The organism is Streptomyces sp. NPDC093795, assembly GCF_044764665.1.
Taxonomy (GTDB): Bacteria; Actinomycetota; Actinomycetes; order Streptomycetales; family Streptomycetaceae; genus Streptomyces.
This window is the reverse complement of the sequence record NZ_JBIWIO010000004.1, coordinates 44981-63839: the sequence shown is the minus strand read 5'-3', so window position 1 is coordinate 63839 and position 18859 is coordinate 44981. Positions and strand designations below refer to the sequence as shown.

Annotated in this window: 16 protein-coding genes and 1 riboswitch; of the genes, 11 read left to right on the top strand and 5 right to left on the bottom strand. The window is 72.0% G+C overall.

Annotated features, from left to right (window positions below; all coding sequences use genetic code 11):
• Positions 1 to 94 precede the first annotated feature (94 nt).
• Together ACIRB7_RS12540 and ACIRB7_RS12535 are read left to right on the top strand one after the other, a co-directional pair.
• Positions 95 to 859 (top strand): alpha/beta fold hydrolase, encoded by a 765-nt coding sequence (locus ACIRB7_RS12540; RefSeq protein WP_403596385.1) that lies wholly within the window; start codon positions 95 to 97, stop codon positions 857 to 859.
• A 123-nt stretch (positions 860 to 982) separates the two neighbouring features.
• The gene (locus ACIRB7_RS12535; protein WP_403596382.1) at positions 983 to 2287 is read left to right on the top strand and encodes an alpha/beta family hydrolase; all 1305 of its coding nucleotides are present in this window, start codon (positions 983 to 985) and stop codon (positions 2285 to 2287) included.
• Here the strand turns inward: ACIRB7_RS12535 and ACIRB7_RS12530 are convergent.
• A complete protein-coding gene (locus ACIRB7_RS12530; RefSeq protein WP_403596379.1) occupies positions 2271 to 3155 on the bottom strand; it encodes a transglycosylase SLT domain-containing protein in 885 nt (294 codons plus the stop codon). The genes ACIRB7_RS12535 and ACIRB7_RS12530 overlap by 17 nt on opposite strands.
• Before the next feature lie 4 nt (positions 3156 to 3159).
• Positions 3160 to 3343, bottom strand: a riboswitch (cyclic di-AMP (ydaO/yuaA leader).
• A gap of 342 nt (positions 3344 to 3685) precedes the next feature.
• On the opposite strand from ACIRB7_RS12530, the gene ACIRB7_RS12525 reads away from it, so the two are divergent.
• On the top strand, positions 3686 to 4342 hold the full coding sequence (locus tag ACIRB7_RS12525) for a hypothetical protein (RefSeq protein ID WP_403596376.1): 657 nt from the start codon (positions 3686 to 3688) through the stop codon (positions 4340 to 4342).
• A 75-nt stretch (positions 4343 to 4417) separates the two neighbouring features.
• Here the strand turns inward: ACIRB7_RS12525 and ACIRB7_RS12520 are convergent, their stop codons facing one another.
• Positions 4418 to 4855, bottom strand: a complete 438-nt coding sequence (locus ACIRB7_RS12520; protein WP_403596373.1) for a nitroreductase family deazaflavin-dependent oxidoreductase — start codon at positions 4853 to 4855, stop codon at positions 4418 to 4420.
• 168 nt (positions 4856 to 5023) lie between these two features.
• Between ACIRB7_RS12520 and ACIRB7_RS12515 the strand changes: the two genes are divergently transcribed.
• From ACIRB7_RS12515 to ACIRB7_RS12505, 3 genes are all read left to right on the top strand, one after another.
• Positions 5024 to 5815: an alpha/beta fold hydrolase gene (locus ACIRB7_RS12515; protein WP_403596371.1), complete on the top strand. Its 792-nt coding sequence runs from the start codon at positions 5024 to 5026 to the stop codon at positions 5813 to 5815.
• A gap of 83 nt (positions 5816 to 5898) precedes the next feature.
• Positions 5899 to 6900, top strand: a complete 1002-nt coding sequence (locus ACIRB7_RS12510; protein WP_403596369.1) for a threonine/serine dehydratase — start codon at positions 5899 to 5901, stop codon at positions 6898 to 6900.
• Positions 6901 to 6974: 74 nt separating this feature from the next.
• Positions 6975 to 7508, top strand: a complete 534-nt coding sequence (locus tag ACIRB7_RS12505) for a GNAT family N-acetyltransferase (RefSeq protein ID WP_403596366.1) — start codon at positions 6975 to 6977, stop codon at positions 7506 to 7508.
• Positions 7509 to 7538: 30 nt separating this feature from the next.
• On the opposite strand, the gene ACIRB7_RS12500 is transcribed toward ACIRB7_RS12505, so the two are convergent.
• Positions 7539 to 8813 carry a serine hydrolase domain-containing protein gene (locus ACIRB7_RS12500; RefSeq protein WP_403596363.1) on the bottom strand — a complete coding sequence of 425 codons (1275 nt, stop codon included), beginning with the start codon at positions 8811 to 8813 and terminating at the stop codon, positions 7539 to 7541.
• Between the two features lie 272 nt (positions 8814 to 9085).
• Between ACIRB7_RS12500 and ACIRB7_RS12495 the strand changes: the two genes are divergently transcribed.
• Positions 9086 to 10027, top strand: coding sequence for a phytoene/squalene synthase family protein (locus ACIRB7_RS12495; RefSeq protein ID WP_403596360.1), 942 nt, complete (start codon positions 9086 to 9088; stop codon positions 10025 to 10027).
• 92 nt (positions 10028 to 10119) lie between these two features.
• Here ACIRB7_RS12495 and tpx read toward each other — a convergent pair whose 3' ends face one another.
• Positions 10120 to 10620 (bottom strand): thiol peroxidase, encoded by a 501-nt coding sequence (tpx, locus tag ACIRB7_RS12490; RefSeq protein ID WP_403596357.1) that lies wholly within the window; start codon positions 10618 to 10620, stop codon positions 10120 to 10122.
• 193 nt (positions 10621 to 10813) lie between these two features.
• On the opposite strand from tpx, the gene ACIRB7_RS12485 reads away from it, so the two are divergent.
• From ACIRB7_RS12485 to gap, 4 genes are all read left to right on the top strand, one after another.
• Positions 10814 to 12037 carry an alginate lyase family protein gene (locus ACIRB7_RS12485; RefSeq protein ID WP_403596354.1) on the top strand — a complete coding sequence of 408 codons (1224 nt, stop codon included), beginning with the start codon at positions 10814 to 10816 and terminating at the stop codon, positions 12035 to 12037.
• 133 nt (positions 12038 to 12170) lie between these two features.
• Positions 12171 to 13457, top strand: coding sequence for a ricin-type beta-trefoil lectin domain protein (locus tag ACIRB7_RS12480; RefSeq protein ID WP_403596351.1), 1287 nt, complete (start codon positions 12171 to 12173; stop codon positions 13455 to 13457).
• Between the two features lie 84 nt (positions 13458 to 13541).
• Complete coding sequence (locus tag ACIRB7_RS12475; protein ID WP_403596348.1) at positions 13542 to 14501, top strand: GlxA family transcriptional regulator; 960 nt, start codon at positions 13542 to 13544, stop codon at positions 14499 to 14501.
• A 114-nt stretch (positions 14502 to 14615) separates the two neighbouring features.
• Positions 14616 to 15611 (top strand): type I glyceraldehyde-3-phosphate dehydrogenase, encoded by a 996-nt coding sequence (gap, locus tag ACIRB7_RS12470; protein WP_403596345.1) that lies wholly within the window; start codon positions 14616 to 14618, stop codon positions 15609 to 15611.
• Positions 15612 to 15742: 131 nt separating this feature from the next.
• Here gap and ACIRB7_RS12465 read toward each other — a convergent pair whose 3' ends face one another.
• The gene (locus ACIRB7_RS12465) at positions 15743 to 18820 is read right to left on the bottom strand and encodes a glycoside hydrolase family 3 protein (RefSeq protein WP_403596343.1); all 3078 of its coding nucleotides are present in this window, start codon (positions 18818 to 18820) and stop codon (positions 15743 to 15745) included.
• Between the last annotated feature and the right edge of the window lie 39 nt (positions 18821 to 18859).

The following is an 18859-nucleotide window of genomic DNA, read 5'->3' as shown; positions in this document are numbered from 1 at the left end:
TGTATTGACCGCATGCGCCTGGACAGTCACACTCGGTAGTCAGTCCGGCCCGCAGTCGCGCGGCGCCACCACCATCTCGCGCTCAGGGGGCACGATGACGGACCGCGTTCTTCCGTACGACGTACAGGGCGACGGCCCCCGGCGGGCCCTCGTGCTGCACAACTGGTTCGGCGACCGCACCAGCTTCGCCTCGCTGCGCGCCCATCTCCGCGACACCGACGGCTCCTACGCGTTCGTCGACTGCCGCGGCTACGGCGAGGCTCTCGACCGCACGGGCGCCTACACGATGGAGGAGGTCGCCGCCGACGCCCTCGCGGTCGCCGACGACCTCGGCTGGGACTCCTTCTCCGTCATCGGCCACTCGATGGGCGGCAAGGCGGCACAGCTGATGCTCCTGGACGCCCCCGACCGCGTCCGCTCGATCATCGGCATCTCTCCCGTCTCCGCCGCCGGGTTCCCCCTCGACGGCGACACCTGGGAGCTGTTCGCCGGAGCCGCGGAGGAACCGGCGAACCGGCGCGCGATCATCGACAACACCACCGGCGGCCGCTACGACGACGCCTGGCTGAGCACCCTCGTCGAGCGCTCCGTCGGGCGCTCCTCCGCGACAGCCTTCCGCGCCTACCTGGACTCCTGGTCCCGCACCGACTTCCACGAGCGCGTCCGTGACAACCCCACCCCCGTCCTGCTCGTCGTCGGCGCCCACGACCCCGCGCTCGGCACCGAGGCGATGGAGGCCACCTGGCTGCGCTGGTACCCGAACGCGCGCCTCGAAGTCCTCAAGGACGCCGGCCACTACGCGCCCGAGGAGACCCCGCAGGCCCTCGCCGAGGCCATCGAGGCCTTCCTCGCCGCCTGACGGGACCCTCCGCCCCTGACCTGCCGCCGCCGAGGACACGTCTACGCTGGAGAGACGGGCAGCCGACGTTCTCCCCGGGCCCGGGGACGGGCCCGGAGCCGCGCAGGCGGAAGGACGGCGGCCATGTACTTCAACGACCGGATCGACGCGGGCCGGCAGCTCGCCACCCGGCTCGGCCACTTCAAGGGCCAGGACGTCGTGGTGCTCGGTCTCCCGCGTGGCGGTGTGCCGGTGGCCGCCGAGGTCGCCGACGCCCTCGACGCGCCGCTCGACATCTGTCTCGTACGGAAGCTGGGACTGCCCCGGCAGCCGGAGCTCGCGATGGGCGCGCTCGGCGAGGGCGGGGTACGGGTGGTCAACGAGCGGGTGATGCGCGAGACCGGGGCGGACGCGCGCGATCTCGCCGCCGTGGAGCAGCGCGAACACGCCGAGCTCGACCACAGGGCCCGGCGCTACCGGGGCAGCAGACCCTCCGTGCCCCTCGACGGGCGGACGGTCCTCGTCGTCGACGACGGCCTCGCGACCGGGGCCACGGCCCTGGCGGCCTGCCGGGTCGTACGCGCCCGGGGCGCCGCCCGGATCGTCCTCGCGGTGCCGGTCGCGCCACCGGGATGGACGGCCCGGCTCGGCGGCGAGGCCGACGAGACCGTGAGCGTCCACACGCCGGAGCTGTTCTACGCGATCGGTCAGTTCTACCGGGACTTCGCGCAGACCCCCGACGCCGAGGTCATCGCCTGCCTGGACCGGAACCGGGCCACGCGTGGGCCGGTCGTCCACGCGGAGGACGTACGGATTCCCGCCGCCGGAGCCACGCTCACAGGACGGCTCGCGCTGCCCGAGAACGCCGCCGGCATCGTCCTGTTCGCCCACGGCAGCGGCAGCAGCCGGCACAGCCCCCGTAACCGGGCGGTCGCGACGGCACTCAACGGCGCGGGACTCGGGACGCTCCTCTTCGACCTGCTCACCGAGGCCGAGGCGGGGGACAGGGCCCGCGTCTTCGACACCCCGCTGCTCGCCGGCCGCCTCGCCGAGGCCACGGACTGGCTCGCCGGCCGGCCCGGGAGCGGCGGCCTCCCCCTCGGATACTTCGGGGCGAGCACGGGAGCCGCCGCCGCGCTGTGGGCGGCGGCCGATCCCGCGTCCTCCGTGGCCGCCGTCGTCTCCCGCGGTGGCCGGCCCGACCTCGCGGCCGACCACCTGGCCCAGGTCAGGGCCCCGACGCTGCTCGTGGTGGGAGGCAGGGACGAACTGGTCCTCGACCTCAACCGGCGGGCCGGGGCCCGGCTGCGCTGCGAGAACCGGCTCGCCGTCGTGGAGGGCGCCACCCATCTGTTCGAGGAGCCGGGTGCCCTGGAGCAGGTGGCGGAACTCGCCGGCTCCTGGTTCACCCGGCACTTCGGGACCAGCGGGATCAGTACGGCCCGTTGACGTTGTCGATGGAGCCGTAGCGGTCGGCCGCGTAGTTGCAGGCGGCGGTGATGTTGGCGACCGGGTCGAACAGGTCCGTGGACGTGCCCGGCACGTGGTACGCGTCGAAGGTCGGCTGGATCACCTGGAGGAGGCCCTTCGAGGGCGTTCCGGCGACCGCGTTGGAGTCCCAGAGGTTGATGGCCTGGGGGTTGCCGGACGACTCGCGCATGATGTTGCGGAGGATCCCGTCGTAGGAACCGGGGATGCCGCGCTGGGACATGATGTCCAGCGACTCCCGGATCCAGCCGTCGAGGTTGTTCGCGTACTGGGCGGCGGCGGCCGGGGCGGCCTGGACGGGAGCGGCGGCGGGAGCGGCCTGCGCCGCGGAGGCGCCCGTGTCCTTGGCGACGGCCGGGGCGGCGGGGCGGCGCTCGGAGCGGCTCGCCCGATCGGCCGAACCGGTCTTCTTCGCCTTCGCGGGAGCGGCCTTCGCGGAATCCCGACCGAGCGTCAGTTCAAGGCCGGGACGAATAAGTGACGGGTTGTCACCCACCACGCTCTTGTTGGCCTGGTAAAGAGCCTTCCAGCCGCCCTGAATTCCCTTCTTCTGGGCGATCAGGGAAAGCGAGTCGCCGCTGACGACCGTGTAGGTGCGGGCGGCGGCCGGCGCGGTGGGGGCCTTGGCCGTGGCCGCCGCGGCGGCGGGAGCGGCGAGGGCGGCGGCGGGCCGGGCGGCGAGTTCCGGAGCTCCGGAAACGGGCGCGGCGCCGGCTGCGGCGGGGGCGATCAGCGGGAGGGCCAGGGCGGCTCCACCCGTTCCGACCAGCGCGATTCCACGCGAGACGGGGTGGCGTCGGGGGCGGCGGTGCTTACCGTGTGCAGGCATGACGGTTTCCTCTCCGGCGCCTTCGGGGTGAGCTGTCGGGTTCGGACTGGAGATGTCCGGCCGCGCGCACGCGGCTTCACCCCGAGCCGTTCCGGAATCCGGGCCGGCGTATTCGTGGGTCCCCCGCTCCTGCCGTCGGGTGAAAGGGAGGTATTTCGAGCGGTGGCAGGATTCGGCGATCCGCTCGAATGGAGGTGACCGTAGGCCAGTAATGCGACGGAGAACAAGATGGGTGGGGCGGCGGGCCCCGCGAAAGGATCACGGAATTCCCCGAATTCATGATCGACCGTTCTTCCGGCCCGCCGAACTTCCTTGCGCGGTGGGGCTCGCGGCGGCTCCGGAGGCGGGGGAGTTCCCGGGAAAGTGAGTCGCGTCACCAGGTGTTCAATGTCCGAAAATGCGCCTTAATTCGGTTAATAGGTAAGAGCGCCGGAAAGGCCCTATCGGCGGAAGGGGTACTCAAGGGCATAACGCGCAAACCCGACATTCGTGCTGAAGGATGGTGCCACCCCGACCGAGGAGCCGCCCGGATGTCCCCCTCCGCCTCCCTGATCAGCCCCGACGCCCTCGACCGTGAGGCCGCAGCGCTCTACGAGAGCGCCACCTGGCAGCGGATCGTCACGGACCTGACCGCCACGCCACCGCCCGCGGGCGCCCCCGTCCCCGTGCCGGACACAGCTCCGGACACGGCCCCGGACACGGCGCCGGGCACCGAGAGATGGCGGACTCTGCTCACCCTGCCCGTGGACCGGCTCGTCGCCGACGCGCTCGACGCACTGCCGCCGCCCCTGCCCGCCGAGCGCCGGCTCCCGGGCCGGATCGGAGCCGTACTCCCCGACAAACTGCACGCCTGGCGACGCGTCGGGCAGCCAGAACTGCGCCCCTCGGTCCACCTCGGCTACGCGCGCCTCGTCCTGACGGAGTGGGGTTGGCAGAACGCGCCGTACAAGCTGCGGGACGTCCGAGGAGCCCGATGCGTCTGCGGCGCCCTGCTCGCCGCTCATCGCCTCGGCTACGGCAGCGCGACGACGATGAACGAGGCCGCCGCCTGGATCATGGCCGAACTCCGGTCACGGGGCTGGCGGGAACTGATCGGGCCGTGGAACCGGGCACCCGGCCGCACCGCCGCCGACGCCCTCGCTCTCCTCGACGCCACGATCCACCGCGCCGCACACGCAGGCCGCTGACAGCCTTCCGCCGTGTGGACCACCGGCCGGGCTCGGCGGCGAGCTCGGCCGGGTCGACGGCGGTCCCTCCGGTTCCTACTCGGTCCGCTCGACGACGAAGAGGGGGATCTCCCGGTCGGTCTTGCGCTGGTAGTCGGCGTAGTCGGGGAACGCGGCGACGGCCCGCTCCCACCACGCCCGGCGCTCCTCGCCGGTGACCAGACGCGCCTTCATGTCCCACACGTGCGTGCCGTCGCGGAGCTCCACGAGTGGCGAGGCGACGAGGTTGTGGTACCAGACGGGGTGCTTCACCGCCCCGCCGTTCGACGCGACGAGCGCGTACGCCCCCTCGTGCTCGACCCGCATGAGCGGGGTCTTGCGGAGCTTGCCGCTCCTCGCGCCGACGTTCGTGACCAGGACGACGGGCAGGCCACGCATGGTCGTGCCCTTGGTGCCGCCGGACGATTCGTACAGCTCGACCTGTTCGCGCACCCACGTCGAGGGGCTGGGCTCGTACTCGCCTGCGAGGGGCATGGAGATCCTTTCGGGGGTTGTCCGGTGTCACCGGCTGTCTGCCGCGTCCCTCCGACGCTAGCGGACGGACCGCCGGGGTCCCGGCCGTTCCGGCCGGTGCGTTGTCAGCGCCGACTCGTAGGGTGGCTCCTGACGGTACGAGTGGCGGCGCAGGGGAGAGTGGTCGGCATGCGGGAGTTGTTCCTCGCGGACCAGGGGGCGTACATCCGGTGGATCGACCTGCCCGGAGACGGGCCCGTACGGGTGTTCGTCCACGGGCTCGGGTGCACGGCGGCGTCGGACTTCGCCCATATCGCGGCCCACCCGGCCCTCGGCGGCGCCCGGGCCCTGCTCGTGGACCTCCTCGGCCACGGGCTGAGCGACCGGCCCGCCGCATTCGACTACCGCATGGAGTCCCAGGCGGCGGCGGTGGCCGCCGTCCTCGACCACCTCGGCCTCACAGGCGTCGACCTCGTCGGGCACTCCATGGGCGGCGCCGTGACGATCCATCTCGCGGCGGCGCGCCCGGACCTCGTGGCCCGACTCGTGGTCGCGGAGCCGAACCTGTACGCGGGCGGCGGCGCGTTCAGCTCCCCGGTGGCCGCTCAGGACGAGGACGCCTTCGTGGCGAAGGGGTTCGCCCGGATGCTGGCCACACTCGACCGCGCCGACTACGTGGCCCGGCTGCGCCTCGCCGACCCGCTCGCCGTCCACCGCAGCGCGACCGCCCTCGTCGAGGGCAGCGTGCCCGCGCCGGGTGACCTCCTCGCCGCGCTCACGCTGCCCCGCACCTTCCTCCTCGGGGAATTCAGCCGGCCGGACCCCGACGCGGAGAAGGCGACGGCGTTCGGCATCCCGGTGATCGAGATCCCCCGCGCGGGCCACAACCTGATGCTGGACAACGCGGACGGGTTCGCCACGGCGCTCGCCCACGCCCTGTCGGACGCCCCGACGTCGCTGCCCGGCCACGGCGGCGGCTGACGCGGACCGGACGCCGTCGGCGCCCGTGGACCACGGGAGTCGACCGGCCCCCTCTCCTCCACCCCACCCCTCCAGGAGCTCAGGTGCACAGCCTCACGCACGCCGACATCAAGACAGCCGCCGACCGGATCGCCGGTCACGTCCGCCCCGTCACGATCACCCGGGCCGACGTCGACCCCGCCCCCCAGGCGGGCCCCGGCACCGGGCCGTACACGCTCCACCTCGCCCTGGAACTCATGCAGCACACCGGCTCCTTCAAGGCCCGTGGCGCGCAGAACTTCCTCCTCGCCCACCGGGAGGAAGGCACCCTCCCCGCCGCCGGTGTCACCATCGCCTCCGGCGGCAACGCCGGCCTCGCCTGCGCCTGGGCCGCCCTCCGGCAAGGTGTCCCCGCCACCGTCTTCCTGCCGACCACCGCCCCCAGGGTCAAGGCCGACAAACTCCTCGGCCTCGGCGCCGACGTACGACTCGTCGGCACGGAGTACGCCGAAGCACTGACCGCCTGCGAGACGTTCGCGGCCGAGACGGGCGCGCTCGCCTCCCATGCCTACGACCATCCCCTGATTGCCGCCGGGGCCGGGACCCTGCTCGACGAGATCCACGCGCGGATCCCGGACCTCGACACCGTCGTCGTCTCGGTCGGCGGGGGCGGCCTCTTCGCCGGCGTCGCCACCGCCGCCCGACACCACGGCATCAGGACCGTCGCCGTCGAACCCGAGAACTGCCGCGCCCTCGACGCCGCCCTCCGGGCCGGGCAGCCCGTCGACGTGACCGTCGACTCCGTCGCGGCCGACTCGCTCGGCGCCCGCCGCGTCTCCGCCACCGCCCTGGAAACCGCCCGGCAGGACGGCGTCCGTACCGTCCTCGTCCCGGACACCGAGATCATCCGCGTCCGCCGGGAGCTGTGGGACGACCGCCGCCTCGCCGTCGAGCACGCCGCAGCCACCGCCCTGGCCGCGCTCACGACCCCGGACCGGCCCGGTGCCACAGACCTCGGCTACCGCCCCGAGCCGGGCGAGAAGATCTGCGTCGTCCTCTGCGGCGCCAACACCGACCCCACCGACCTCGTCCACACCACCGCGTAGTCGCCCGGGGCGGACCGCCGGCCCGGAAGGAGCCGGTGGTCCGGCCGGCTCGCTCCGTGCGTCAGGATGGGAACATGACCGAAATTCGTACCCCCCGCCTCATCCTCCGACACTGGACCGACGACGACCTCGTCCCGCTGGCCGAGATCAACGCCGACCCCGAGGTCATGCGCTGGATCGGCGACGGCTCGGTCCGGGACCTGGAACAGACCGCCGAGGACATCGAGCGGTACGAGGAGGAGTGGGACGAGGAGGGCTTCGGGATCTTCGCCGTCGAGCTCATCGCCTCGGGCGAACTCATCGGCTTCGCCGGCCTGTCCGTGCCGGAGTTCCTGCCCGAGGTCATGCCGGACGTGGAGATCGGCTGGCGCCTCGGCAGGCCCTTCTGGGGTCAGGGGTACGCCTCCGAGGCCGCCCACGCGGTCCTGGAGTTCGCTCTCCAGGACCGCGGGCTCGACCGGGTCGTCGCCATCACGCACATCAGCAACCAGGCGTCCGAGAACGTCATCGGCAAGCTCGGTATGACCGCGGAGCGCGAGACGAACCACCCGGTCTTCGACGTCCCCCTTCGCGTCTACTCGATCGACCTCACCGAGTACGAGGCCTGAGCCTCCGGGGCGCCCCTCTCAGGGCACCGGTCAGTGCCGCTCGGGCAGGTCCCGATCGGCCGGCAGCGCCGTGAGGTCACCGGCCGTGGTCGGGGCGGCGGAGCGAGCGGTCGCCGGGGCCGCGGGCTTCTTGCCGCAGAACGCCGCCTCCAGCGTCCCGCCGAGCGCCGTGTTGGCGGCGCCGTGGTTCGAGGTGTTCGCCACGGCGGAGAGGCTGCGGCGGCCGTCCCGGGTCGAGAAGGCGTACGTGTAGAAGCCCTGCACGGTGCCGGTGTGGCCGTACACCTGCGTACCGCACGACAGGTCGTAGCGGCGCAGGCCGAGTCCGTAGAACCGGGTGTTGGTGGCGTCGGTGGGCGTGACCGTCGTCATCGCCTCCATCATCGCCGGGGACAGCAGCCGGCCGCGCATCAGGGCGCTGGTGAACGTGTTCAGATCGGCGGGGCTCGAGATGACGGCCCCGGCGGACTGCGCCCAGGAGACGGTCTGTTCCGTGGAGTCCACGAGCGCGCCGCCGGCCTCGTCGGGGTGCAGATAACCGCGTACGTGCGTGCCCTTGATCCTGGTGTCGGGGTGGACGTACGAGGTCTTGCGCAGCTTCAGCGGCTTGAAGACACGGCGCTCGTACGCGTCGGACACGGGACGGCCCGTGGCCTTCTCGATGAGCATGCCGACGACGACGAAGTTGGCGTTCGAGTACTTGTAGGACACGCCGGGCTCGGTGGTCCGCGGCTCGCTCAGGGAGAGGTCGACGAGCTCCTGGTAGCTGAACACCCGGTTCCGAACGGCCTCGAAGCCGGGCACGGTCTTCTCGAACATCACGTTGGTGTAGTCGGCCAACCCGCTGCGGTGCGTCAGCAGATGACGGACCGTGATGCGGTCGTCGGGCAGCAGACCGGGCAGGTACGTGTTCACGGACGTGTCCAGCTCCAGCTTGCCCTCCTCCACCAGCTGTAGGAGCACGACCGTGGAGAACGTCTTGCTGACGCTGCCGATCCGGAAGCGCGCCTGGATGTCCATGGGTGCGCCCGAGACACGGTCCTGGACGCCGACGGTCCGGCTCCGGACCCCGTCGGGGCCGGTGAACCGGGCCATCGCCCCCGGGGCGCCGTTGGCCATGGCCGAATCGAGGGCGGCGACGACGCCGGCCATGTCGGGCTTGGGAGCGGCGGGCGTCTCGGCGGCGGTGGGGGAGACGGGGGCACCGGGGGCGGCGAACGCGCTCGTGGCGGGGACGACGCCCGCGGCGAGCGCGGCGATCAGGGTGGCGCTCACGGCCAGGCGTCGTTGCGACGGCAGGGGCACGGTGATTCCTCAGCTTCTTCCGGTTCTTCCGGATCGTTCGGCGCGGCACACGACGGCGGTGCACCGCGGGGCACGGGAGGACGGACCGTTCGGGCCTGGCCCCCGGTACCCATGGATCATGAGTGCCAACGCCCGGAAACGGTTCCTGACACGGGGAGCGGGTTACGGAGCCCGCGCCTCCGGAGCCCGCGCTTCCGGCGCCGGTCCCGGCACCGCGCGGACGGCAGGGTAGTGTCCCGGCCGTTGCAGTGATCATCGCCGAAGGGCTGGACATGACCCGCATCCCGCGACCGGGGACCCGGTGGGCCCCCTGGGGGCGATGCCTCACCAGGGCCGGAATCACCGACGCCGCCGCCCGCCGGGACCACAGCGGGCAGCGACGGCGCGTCGCCCGCTTCGCCCCCGCGGAGTACCTCGCCGTGCGACTCCTGCTGCCGGCGGACGTCGTGCCCGGCGTGATCGCGGCCGTGGCCTTCATGCACGTCACCGACGACCGGATCGACCAGGGCGACGCGGCCCGGCGCGCGACCGCCCTGGAGCAGTGGCAGGGACGGACCCGACGGGCCCTCGCGGCGGGCACGTCGGAGGACGCCGTGCTGCGGGCCCTGTGCCGCAGCGCTGACCGGCATCCCTCACTCCGTACACACGTGGGGGAGTTCCTCGCCGGGGCGCGGGCGGAGGTCCGCTGGGAGGGCTTCGCCTCCGACACCGACGTGCGCGCCTACGTCGACGACTACGCGATGCCGGCCTTCATGCTGACCGCGGGTCTGCTGCCGAGGTCACCGGCGAACGAACCGGAGTTCCTGCGGTGCTGCCGGCTGCTGATCGAGGCGATGCAGCGACTCGACTGGCTGGAGGACCTGGGCGAGGACCTGACCACCGGTCGGATCGGCATTCCGCTCGACGCGCTGGCCGCGCACGGCCTCGACCCGAAGGGTCTGGCGGCGGGGGAGTGCGACACCGGAGCGCTCGGACGTCTTCTCCTGGAGCAGGCGGAGAAGGCACGGAACTGCCTGACGGCCTCCCGCGCACTGGAGACCGTCGTCGACCGTGAGGTGCGGCCCTTCGTACGCGCCCTGATCCGGGTTCAGGACCTGCGCCTCCAGGCCGTGCTGCGCAGCGGCCCCGGACTGCTCGCCACCGCGTCGAAGCCCTCGCGCGCGAAGGCGCTTCTCGTCCTCGCAGGGGAGGCCTTCTCGGCCTCCCGCCGCTGAGACGCGCCCCCGGGAACGGACGCGAGGAAGCCCCTCCACCGACACGGTGGAGGGGCTTCCTCGCGTGCGTCGTGGCCCGACGGGCCCGGCGCCTACTTCAGGACGGCGAGCGCGGCGTCGTAGGTGGGCTCGTGGGAGATCTCGTTCACGAGCTCGGCGTGCAGCACCTTGTCGTTCTCGTCGAGGACGACGACGGCGCGGGCGGTCAGGCCGGCCAGCGGGCCGTCCGCGATCTCCACGCCGTAGTTGGTGTGGAACTCGCGGCCGCGGAGCGTCGAGAGGCTCTTGACGTTCTCCAGGCCCTCGGCACCGCAGAAGCGGGCCTGGGCGAAGGGCAGATCGGCGGAGATGCAGAGCACCACCGTGTTCTCCACCTCGGCGGCCCTCTCGTTGAACGCGCGGACGGAGGACGCGCACGTCGGGGTGTCGACGCTCGGGAAGATGTTGAGGACCTTGCGCAGACCGGCGTAGTCCTTCAGCGTCGCGTCCGCGAGGCCCTCGGCGACGAGCGCGAAGTCAGGAGCCTGGCTGCCCGGGGCGGGCAGGGTGCCGTTGACCTGTACCGGGTTGCCCTTCAGCGTGACCTGGGCCATGGGGAATCTCCTTCGGGCGGTGTGGTTGACAACGGGGGAAATCGTACGGCGTGCGGAACCGCGTGCCGGACACGAGTCGGCCGACCCCTTCATCCGGCACCGGTTCGGACCCCTTGACGCCTCTGGTTCAGACCTTTAGGTTCCGGCCTCGACAGCTGTCAGCTGTTCACATATCTGAAGAGAGGGCAACCCCATGTCCAGATGGCGCGATGGTTCCGCTACGAACCGCACCGGAAGGAGCGTGCTGCTCGCCGTCCCCCTGCTCGCCGCCGCTCTCCTCGCCGCACTGATCGCCGGCCCCGGAGGCGGCCGGGCCGAAGCTGCCCCCGTCACGTTCGTCCACCCCGGTGTGCTGGTCTCGCGGGGGCAGCTCGACTTCACCCGCCAGCAGGTCAACGCCGGGGCACAGCCCTGGAAGGCGGCCTTCGACCGGATGATGACGAGCAGGTACGCCTCGCTGTCCCGGATTCCGAAACCCCGCTCCGTCGTGGAGTGCGGCTCGTACTCGAACCCGAACAACGGCTGCACCGACGAGCGCGAGGACGCCATCGCCGCGTACACCCTCTCCCTCGCCTGGTACGTCACCCGGGACAGCCGCTACGCCCAGAAGGCGATCGAGATCATGGACGCCTGGTCCGGTGTGATCACGGACCACACCAACTCCAACGCGCCCCTGCAGACCGGCTGGGCCGGATCCTCCTGGCCGCGCGCCGCCGAGATCATCCGCTACACGTACACGGGCTGGCCCCAGGCGCGCGTGGACCGCTTCAAGACCATGCTGCGCACGGTCTACCTCCCCGAGGTCGCGAACGGCTCCCACTCCAACGGCAACTGGGAGCTCAGCATGACGGAGGCCGCGATCGGCATCGCCGTCTTCCTCGAGGACCGCGCCGCCTACGACAAGGCCGTGACCAAGTTCCGCGGCCGGGTCCCCGCGTACATCTACCTCGCGAGCGACGGCGCCCTGCCGAAGGCCGCACCGGGCAGCGGACTCGACACGCGCGACGAGATCGTCCGGTACTGGCAGGGGCAGACCACCTTCGTCGACGGGCTCACCCAGGAGACCTGCCGCGACCTCACCCACACCGGCTACGGGCTCGCCGCCATCGCGCACATCGCCGAGACGAGCCGCATCCAGGGCCAGGACCTCTATCCCGAGGTCGCCGACCGGCTCCGCCACGCCCTCGGGCTCCACGCCAAGTACGAGCTGGGCCAGCCGGTCCCGAGCTGGCTCTGCGGCGGCGTGCTCAAGGACCACCTCGGGCCCGTCACCGAAGTGGGCTTCAACGCGCTGCACCACCGCATGGGGTACGCGATGACCAACACGCAGAACCTCACCGAGTCCAGGCGCCCGGCGGGCACAGACAACCTCTTCGTCGCCTGGGAGACGCTCACCCACGCCGGCAACGCCGGCTGAGAAGAAGGGGAGGGCGGACCGCACCTCTTGACGCCCTCTTACTTCACTTCTTAAATCATGGGGTGATGAACTGAGTCTGTGTCATGCCCATGACATCACCCCTCGTCTCCCCACATCCCCGGAAGAGAGAGTCATGCCCTCCTCCCGCTCCCCACGGCGGCCGCTGTTCACCGCCGTCACGGCGCTCGCGCTCGCCGTGGCCGCCGCCGCGCTCGGTCTGAGCCCCACCAGCCCCGCCGCCGCCCTCCAGCCTCCGGCCCCCCAAGGAGCCGCCGCCGTCACCTTCTCCGACGACTTCGACGGCGCCGCCGGACTTCCCGTGAACGGCTCAAGGTGGCAGATCGAGACCGGTGACAACGTCAACAACCACGAACGGCAGTACTACACGGCAGGCAACAGCAACGCGGCGCTCGACGGCCAGGGTCACCTCGTGATCACCGCCCGCAAGGAGAACCCCGGCAACTACCAGTGCTGGTACGGCCGGTGCGAGTACACCTCGGCCCGGCTCAACACCGCCGGGAAGTTCACCACCCGGTACGGCCACGTCGAGGCCCGGATGAAGGTGCCGCGCGGCCAGGGCATGTGGCCCGCGTTCTGGATGCTCGGCGACGACCTGGGCCAGGTCGGCTGGCCGGCCTCCGGCGAGATCGACATCATGGAGAACGTCGGCTTCGAACCGTCCACCGTGCACGGCACGCTGCACGGCCCCGGCTACTCCGGCTCCGGCGGCATCGGCGCCGGATACACCCTGCCCGGCGGGCAGGCCTTCGCCGACGCCTTCCACACCTTCGCCATCGACTGGTCGCCCGGCCGGATCACCTGGTCCGTGGACGGCAACGTCTACCAGACCCGTACGCCCGCCGATCTCGGCGGCCGGGCCTGGGTCTTCGACAAGCCGTTCTTCCTCGTCCTCAACCTCGCGGTCGGCGGCTACTGGCCCGGTGACCCGGACGGCTCCACCACCTTCCCGCAGCAACTCGTCGTCGACCACGTCCGCGTCACCACCGCCGACAGCCCCGGCGCCGCCGGACCGATCACCGGGATCGGCGGCAAATGCGTCGACGTCGCCGGAGCGAACAGCGCCAACGGCACCCCCGTCCAGCTCTACGACTGCAACGGCACCGGCGCCCAGCAGTGGACCGTGGCGGCGGACGGAACCGTACGGGCGCTCGGCAAGTGCCTCGACGTCGCCTCCGGCGGCACGGCGGACGGCACGCCCGTCCAGCCGTGGGACTGCAACGGCACAGCCGCCCAGCGCTGGACCGCCAACACCGCCAGGGACCTCGTCAGCCCGCAGTCCGGCAAGTGCCTGGACGCCACCGGCAACAGCTCCGCCAACGGCACCCGGCTCCAGATCTGGACCTGCACCGGCGCCGCGAACCAGAAATGGACGGTGACGAGGTACGTGGTGACCTCATGACGTGGTGGCCTCATGACGAGGTGACCGTCCGACCGGACGGGCAGGTGGCCGGGCCGGCGCTCCCCGCCGCGTACGCTCGACCCCGTGCCACCTGCCCTTCGCCTCCACCGCGTCGCCGTCCTCGTCCTCGAAGGGGCGAAGCCGCTCGACGTCGGTATCCCCGCGCAGGTCTTCACGACCCGCGCGAGCATGCCGTACGAGGTGCGGGTCTGCGGCGCGGAACCCGGCCCGGTCACCGGGGGCGACGGACTCTCGTACGCCGTCGCCCACGGCCTCGACACGCTCGCGTGGGCCGACATCGTCTTCGTCCCCGGCTACCGCTTCCCCGACCGTGAGGATCCGCCGCCGGCCGTCGTGCAAGCCCTGATCGCGGCTCATGACCGGGGCGCCCGCCTCGCGGCCATCTCCACCGGCGCCTTCGCGCTCGCCGCGACGGGCCTCCTCGACGGCAAGCGCGCCACCACCCACTGGCACTACACCCAGGCGCTCGCGGCGAAACGCCCCCTCGTACAGGTCGACGAGAACGTCCTCTTCGTCGACGAGGGCAGTGTGCTCACCTCGGCCGGCGCCGCCTCGGGCATCGACCTGTGCCTGCACATCCTGCGCGGCGACCTCGGCGTGGCCGCCGCGAACCACGCGGCCCGACGCCTGGTCGCCGCCCCGTACCGCAGCGGCGGCCAGGCCCAGTACGTGCCGCGCAGCCTGCCCGAGCCGCTCGGCGAACGGTTCGCCGCGACCCGCGAGTGGGCGCTGCACCGGCTCGCCGAGCCGCTCACCCTCGACGCGCTGGCCCAGCACGCGGCCGTCTCCCCGCGGACGTTCTCGCGCCGCTTCGTCGAGGACACCGGCTACACCCCCATGCAGTGGGTGATGCGCGCCCGGGTCGACCTGGCCCGTGAACTCCTGGAGCGTTCGGAGCGGAGCGTCGAGCAGATCGCCGCCGACGTCGGGCTCGGCACCGGCGCGAATCTGCGACTGCACTTCCAGCGCATCCTGGGCACCACGCCGAGCGAGTACCGGCGGACCTTCACCAAGGGCGAATAGCGGATCTCCGCGTCCGTGGCGTGATCCTTGCGGACCGTGGCGATCCCGCCTCTGTCGAGGTCGCCTCCTCCGCGCGAACCTGGTGGCGACGCAGAAGTTGAAGGGACACCATTCATGACTCGCATCGCCATCAACGGATTCGGCCGCATCGGACGCAACGTGCTCCGCGCACTGCTCGAGCGCGACACCGACCTCGAGGTCGTGGCCGTCAACGACCTGACGGAGCCGAAGGCCCTCGCGCGACTGCTCGCCTTCGACTCGACCTCGGGCCGCCTCGGCCGCCCGGTGACTGTCGAGGGCGACACCCTCGTCGTCGACGGCCACCGCATCAAGGTGCTCGCCGAGCGCGAGCCGGCGCAGCTTCCCTGGGCCGAGCTCGGCGTCGAGATCGTCCTCGAGGCGACCGGCCGGTTCACCAACGCCAAGGCCGCCCGTGCCCACATCGACGCCGGTGCCAAGCGTGTGCTCGTCAGCGCGCCCGCCGACGGTGCCGATGTCACGCTCGCGTACGGCGTCAACACCGACGCGTACGACCCGGACCTGCACACGATCGTCTCGAACGCCTCGTGCACGACGAACGCGCTCGCGCCCCTCGCCAAGGTCCTCGACGACCTGGCCGGCATCGAGCACGGCTTCATGACGACGGTCCACGCCTACACGCAGGAGCAGAACCTCCAGGACGGCCCGCACCGCGACCCGCGCCGTGCCCGCGCCGCCGGCGTCAACATCGTGCCGACCTCGACGGGCGCCGCCAAGGCGATCGGCCACGTGCTGCCGAACCTCGACGGCAAGCTGTCGGGCGACTCGATCCGCGTACCGGTCCCGGTCGGCTCGATCGTCGAGCTCAACACCACCGTCGCCCGCGACGTGACCCGCGAGGACGTCCTCGCGGCGTACCGCGCCGCGGCGGAGGGCCCCCTCGCCGGTGTCCTGGAGTACTCGGAGGACGCTCTGGTCTCCGCCGACATCACGGGCAACCCGGCTTCGTCGATCTTCGACTCGGAGCTCACGCGCGTCGAGGGCCGCCACATCAAGGTCGTCGCCTGGTACGACAACGAGTGGGGCTTCTCGAACCGCGTCATCGACTCGCTCCAGCTGCTGGCCCGCTGACCCCGGACGCCACCACCGCCCTCCGCCCCCGCCGAACCACGGATTCGGCGGGGGCGGCGTGCGTGCTGGGCCTTTTCGGCTCCGAGGCGCCCCTCCCCGAGGGGGATCGCCTCGGAGCCGCGTGCGTTCCGTCAGCTCGCTGCCCGGTACGCCTCCGTCAGCTTGGCCACCGCTCCCGTCAGGTCGCCCGTGAGCAGCAGATGGTCCGCCTCGGCGAACGGCTTCGCCTCGGCCTCCGTGATGTCCTGGCCGATCTTCTTCTGCACGACGAGCCGCGCCGCCGCGACGAGCTTCCGGCCCTCGGGGGAGTCGCCCCGCCCGATGGCCTGGAGCGCCTTGGCGGCGATGCCGATGCCCCGTAGCGCGGGCTCCCCTCCGGACGGGGTCGGGGTGAGCGTCGTCAGCCCCCAGCCGTACGGGTACTGCGGGTCGTAGCGGCTGTCGCCCACGTTGATCGGCAGCTGCGCCTCCGACTTCGGCCACGTCACCGGCAGCTGGCCGGTGAACGGCCGCCTGCCGTAGAGGACGTCGGCGACACCGTCGCCCTCCGTGCCGGGCAGCCAGGACGCGACGAGCGCGTCGATCGCCGGCAGCCGGTCGCCGATGAGCTGTGGCCGACCGGACACGACCAGGACCGCGCACGGCATCGCCGCGCAGACCTTGTCGACCGCCGTCTTGTCGGCGGGGGTCAGTTCGAGGTCGTTGCCGTTGCCGACGTCGCCGAACCCCTCCGCGTACGGGGTCTCGCCGACCACCACCACGCCGGCGTCGTAGCCGTCGGTCGGCGCGGAGGCGTCCTTCGACCAGGCGATGTCGGCGTCCGGCGCGGCCTCGCGCATCCCTTCGAGGATGGTGGTGCCGGTGGTCGTACGTCCGGAGGAGCCCTGCCAGCTGATGGTCCAGCCCCCGGCCTGGTTGCCGAGGTCGTCGGCGTTCGACCCGGCCACGTACACCTTCTGCGACGGCTTCAGCGGCAGGACCGCGCCCTCGTTCTTCAGGAGCACCTGCGACTTCGCCACGGCCTCGCGCGCCACCGCGCGGTGCTCGGGCGATCCGATCGACGGCAGGTGCGTCCTGTCCGCGTACGGCTTCTCGAACAGGCCGAGACGGAACTTCTGGGTGAGGACGCGGGCCACGGCGTCGTCGATCCGCGCGGTGGCGATCCGCTCGGCCTCCACCTCAGCGGTGAGGGTCCGGGTGAACTCCTGGTAGTTCGTCGGCACCATGATCATGTCGAGCCCGGCGTTCACCGAGGTCCGCACGTCGCTGGGGTAGTCACCGGGGATCTGGTCGATGGCCTGCCAGTCGCTGATGACGAAGCCCTCGAAGCCCATGCGGTCCTTGAGGACCCCGTTGATCATCTCGGCGTTGGCGTGCATCTTCACGGGACCCTGGTCGTCGCCCAGGATGTCGAGCGAGGAGTACGAGGGCATGACCGTGCCGGCGCCGCGCTTCACCGCCTCGGCGAACGGGGCGAGATGCACGGCTTCCAGCTCCGCGCGGGTGACCTTCGTGACGCCCTGGTCGATGGTGTACGAACCGGTGGTCGAGGAGCCGAAGGCGGTGCCGCCGTCGCCGACGAAGTGCTTGGCGCTGGTGAGGACCTTGTCGTTCCGGTCGAGGTCCTTGCCGTTACGGGCGCCCTGCATGCCGTTGATGACCGTCTCCATGGCGGTGACGAGCGCGGGGTCCTCGCCGAAGGCCTCGTACGAACGGCCCCAGCGTTCGTCGCGGGTCACGCACACGCAGGGGGCGAAGTCCCAGGGGACGCCGGTGGCCCGTACCTCCTTCGCGGTCACGGCGCCGGTCCTCGCGGCCGACTCCGGATCGCGGCCCGCGCCGATGCCGATGTTGTGCGGCATGATCGTCGCCCCGATGACGTTGTTGTGGCCGTGCACCGCGTCCACGCCGTAGATCAGGGGGATCTGGAAGCGGGTCGCCTGCGCGCGCAGCTGGTACGCGTCGACCATCGCGGCCCAGCCCTCGGGCGTGTTGGGGGTCGGGACCGAGCCACCGCCGGAGAGCAGGGACCCCAGGGCGTAGCCGGCGATGTCGCCCGGCGCGCGCAGCGCGTTGCGCTCGGCCTGCGTCATCTGGCCGGCCTTCTCCGCGAGGGACATCCGGGAGAGCAGGTCGGCGACCCGCTTGCGTTCCGGCAGCCTCGTGTCCAGGTACGGCAGGCCGTGCGCGTTCACCACGACCAACGGCGTCTCCGCGGGAGCCTTCGCGCCCTCGACGGTCAGCCGGAGCGGCACCGTCTCGGCGGACTCGGCGGCGCCGTCCCTCAGCGTCGGCACGATGATCGAGCGGGTCGTACCGGACGGCGTCCCGGCGGGGAAGACGACGCTGCCCGTGACGGGCCGGTAGTCCTTCCCCGGCTCGGCGCTGCCGCCGCCCTCCGTCCCGTACGTGACGGTGACGGGCTCGCCGAGCGGCCCGGAGCCCGTGGTGGCCACCGAGACGTCGACCCGGGCGCTGCCGCCCTCGTCGACCGGGTGCACGACGGACTTCGTGACCACCTTGGTGGTGAGAGCCGGTTCCGCCGTGCCGTACAGCTCCACGCCGTCGAGGGCGAACGCCCCGGGCCCGCCGGTCGGCAGCGTGACGGCGTACCCCCACATCCGGTCGAGCCCGAGGACCTGGTCGATGCCGCCGACCGGCTGGTAGTCGGTCCGGTACGTGAACTCGGAGAACGGGATCTCGACGAGGTGCCAGCCCTCCCAGTCGTCGGTGAAGGACGTCGTCCACAGCTCGGACGCCTCGCCGTTCGCGCCGCCGTCCTTGATCTCCAGGGCGATCCGCTTGCCCGAGCCGGGCGGCAGCGGAGCGGTGTTCTGGCCGTACCACCACAGCCGGATGCCCTTGTACGCGGTCCAGTCGTGGGCCGGGCGGTCGAAGGCGAAGTCATGGGTGAAGCCGCCCCAGCCGCTGATGTCGTAGCGCCCTTCGAGGACCTTGTCGCCCTCGGGCGCGTCGGCGCGCTCCCGCAGTTCGAGCTGCGGGTGCGAATCGGTGGCGTTGCCCCAGGTGAAGAGGCCTTCCGCGGGTGGCGCGGCGAACGGGACCTCGCCCTCGAACCGGTCGACGGCTCGGGGAGCGGGTTCCTGGGCGGCGGCGGTCGGCAGGCTGCCGGTGAGCAGGCCGGTGAGTACGGCGGTCGCGGCGACCACCGCCGCGCTCACCGTCCTCCGGGGACGTGCGGATGGCATGCGGGCTCCTTGGACAGGCGGAGGCCTGTGGGGTGGGCG

Coding starts and splice junctions, on each gene's coding strand:
- ACIRB7_RS12540 (WP_403596385.1), top strand. CDS start 95: ATGACGGACCGCGTTCTTCCGTACGACGTACAGGGCGACGGCCCCCGG.
- ACIRB7_RS12535 (WP_403596382.1), top strand. CDS start 983: ATGTACTTCAACGACCGGATCGACGCGGGCCGGCAGCTCGCCACCCGG.
- ACIRB7_RS12530 (WP_403596379.1), bottom strand. CDS start 3,155: ATGCCTGCACACGGTAAGCACCGCCGCCCCCGACGCCACCCCGTCTCG.
- ACIRB7_RS12525 (WP_403596376.1), top strand. CDS start 3,686: ATGTCCCCCTCCGCCTCCCTGATCAGCCCCGACGCCCTCGACCGTGAG.
- ACIRB7_RS12520 (WP_403596373.1), bottom strand. CDS start 4,855: ATGCCCCTCGCAGGCGAGTACGAGCCCAGCCCCTCGACGTGGGTGCGC.
- ACIRB7_RS12515 (WP_403596371.1), top strand. CDS start 5,024: ATGCGGGAGTTGTTCCTCGCGGACCAGGGGGCGTACATCCGGTGGATC.
- ACIRB7_RS12505 (WP_403596366.1), top strand. CDS start 6,975: ATGACCGAAATTCGTACCCCCCGCCTCATCCTCCGACACTGGACCGAC.
- ACIRB7_RS12495 (WP_403596360.1), top strand. CDS start 9,086: ATGACCCGCATCCCGCGACCGGGGACCCGGTGGGCCCCCTGGGGGCGA.
- tpx (WP_403596357.1), bottom strand. CDS start 10,620: ATGGCCCAGGTCACGCTGAAGGGCAACCCGGTACAGGTCAACGGCACC.
- ACIRB7_RS12485 (WP_403596354.1), top strand. CDS start 10,814: ATGTCCAGATGGCGCGATGGTTCCGCTACGAACCGCACCGGAAGGAGC.
- ACIRB7_RS12480 (WP_403596351.1), top strand. CDS start 12,171: ATGCCCTCCTCCCGCTCCCCACGGCGGCCGCTGTTCACCGCCGTCACG.
- gap (WP_403596345.1), top strand. CDS start 14,616: ATGACTCGCATCGCCATCAACGGATTCGGCCGCATCGGACGCAACGTG.
- ACIRB7_RS12465 (WP_403596343.1), bottom strand. CDS start 18,820: ATGCCATCCGCACGTCCCCGGAGGACGGTGAGCGCGGCGGTGGTCGCC.